Origin of the sequence: Streptococcus intestinihominis (assembly GCF_046824975.1) — a bacterium.
GTDB lineage: Bacteria > Bacillota > Bacilli > Lactobacillales > Streptococcaceae > Streptococcus.
In genome coordinates this window covers 42,931-44,667 of sequence record NZ_JBKQBL010000007.1, presented here as the reverse complement: position 1 = coordinate 44,667, position 1,737 = coordinate 42,931, and the positions used below count along the sequence as shown (strand labels likewise).

1 protein-coding gene and 1 pseudogene are annotated in these 1,737 nt (G+C 43.5%); both read right to left on the bottom strand.

Annotated elements, in window-relative coordinates; all coding sequences use genetic code 11:
• Window positions 1-107, bottom strand: a pseudogene (locus tag ACLOR3_RS09710) (glycine--tRNA ligase subunit beta); the annotation flags it as partial.
• A 208-nt stretch (window positions 108-315) separates the two neighbouring features.
• Window positions 316-1,233, bottom strand: coding sequence for a glycine--tRNA ligase subunit alpha (gene glyQ / locus ACLOR3_RS09705; RefSeq protein ID WP_000038760.1), 918 nt, complete (start codon window positions 1,231-1,233; stop codon window positions 316-318).
• Window positions 1,234-1,737: the final 504 nt, after the last annotated feature.

Genomic DNA, 1,737 nt, shown 5'->3' with positions numbered 1-1,737 from the left:
TCATCCAAGAAGGCTGCCATTTTCTCACCGAGTTGTTTTTCACTTGGTGTGACAACGTAGGCTGGCAACTCTTCAAGTCCTAGTTCTACTAATAAGTTTTTTGTCATGTTTTTTCTCCGAAAAATATCTTTTTTTCCAGTTTGCCTTATGTGATTGGCACGCAAGCAACCGACTTCGTCGTTTCATTGCTAAAATTGGAGCCTAAAGTCTCTAATTTTGCCTGGTATCGTTAGTTTCTCTAACGATACCTTTATCACTGCGGCAACTGGTTCTGTAGGATTGCTCTATCAGTCAATCCCATCTAATACGCTCTCTTTATTCTTCCTCTTCTGCTAGGAGTTTTGCGCGTGTGGCTTCGTCGAGAAGTGGGTAACCAAGTTTTTTACGTTCTGCGACGAAGGTTTTGGCTACAACACGGGCCAAGTTACGGATGCGGGCAATGTAGCCAGCGCGTTCTGTAACAGAAACAGCACCACGTGCATCTAGCAAGTTAAAGGTATGTGAACATTTCAAAACATAGTCATAGGCTGGGTGAACAAGCCCCAATTCCAAAGCACGTCCTGCTTCTTTTTCAAATTTTTCGAAGTTTTCAAGAAGCATATCTTGGTCAGAAACTTCAAAGCTGTATTTTGAGTGCTCATATTCAGGTTGAAGGAAGATTTCTCCGTATTTAACCCCTGGAGCCCACTCAATATCGTAAACAGAATCGACTTCTTGGATATAAGAAGCTAAACGCTCCAACCCATAAGTGACCTCAGCGGTAACAGGACCAGTTGCCAAACCACCGACTTGTTGGAAGTAGGTGAACTGAGTGATTTCCATACCGTCAAGCCACACTTCCCAACCAAGACCAGCTGATCCAGTTGATGGGTTTTCCCAGTTATCTTCAACGAAACGAATATCGTGTTCCAAAGGATTGATCCCCAATTTTTCCAATGACTCTAGGTAGAGTTCTTGGATATTGGAAGGCGATGGTTTCATGACCACTTGGAATTGGTGGTGTTGGTAAAGACGGTTTGGGTTTTCCCCGTAACGACCGTCCGCAGGACGACGTGATGGCTCCACATAAGCCGCGTTCCATGGCTCAGGACCGATGGCACGGAGGAAGGTATAAGGACTCATGGTTCCCGCACCCTTCTCGTTATCATAAGCCTGCATGAGCATACAACCCTGGTCATTCCAGTATTGCTGCAAAGTCAAAATAATTTCTTGAAATGTTAATTTCTTAGACATTGAATACTCCTTAATTAATATAATTTCTTGCGACACGAGTCTGCCTCGTCGATCATACGAGGCAAGACGAGTAGTACTGCGTCTAGCTCAGGCAGCCTAGTGCTGAGCGTGGGGCAGTCCGACTGTAAGGAGGTCTCTGCCACTGACACAGTGAAATGTTAATTTCTTAGACATGATTACTCCTTTTTTAATTCTTGCGACTTTGGATACAAAAAAACCGTGTCTTTGCTCCTAAGTCAAGTGACCTAGGGGCGTCAAAAACGCGGTTCCACCCTAATTTATTACTTCATTTTATTCTACTGTACTCAGCTATCTACTGAGAGAAAGCGCCACTTGCTTATCTTGTTTTGCTTGGCTTTCACTATCCCAAGCTCGCTAAAAAAACGCCATAAGCCTTTCTTTCTTGACTAGTATTATAGCAGATTTCTATTCGAGTGTAAACAAAAAACAAGTCCGAAACAGGTGTTTCAGACTTGTCGCAAATCCTTTCAAAGAAAGGGTGAC

Coding starts and splice junctions, on each gene's coding strand:
- glyQ (WP_000038760.1), bottom strand. CDS start 1,233: ATGTCTAAGAAATTAACATTTCAAGAAATTATTTTGACTTTGCAGCAA.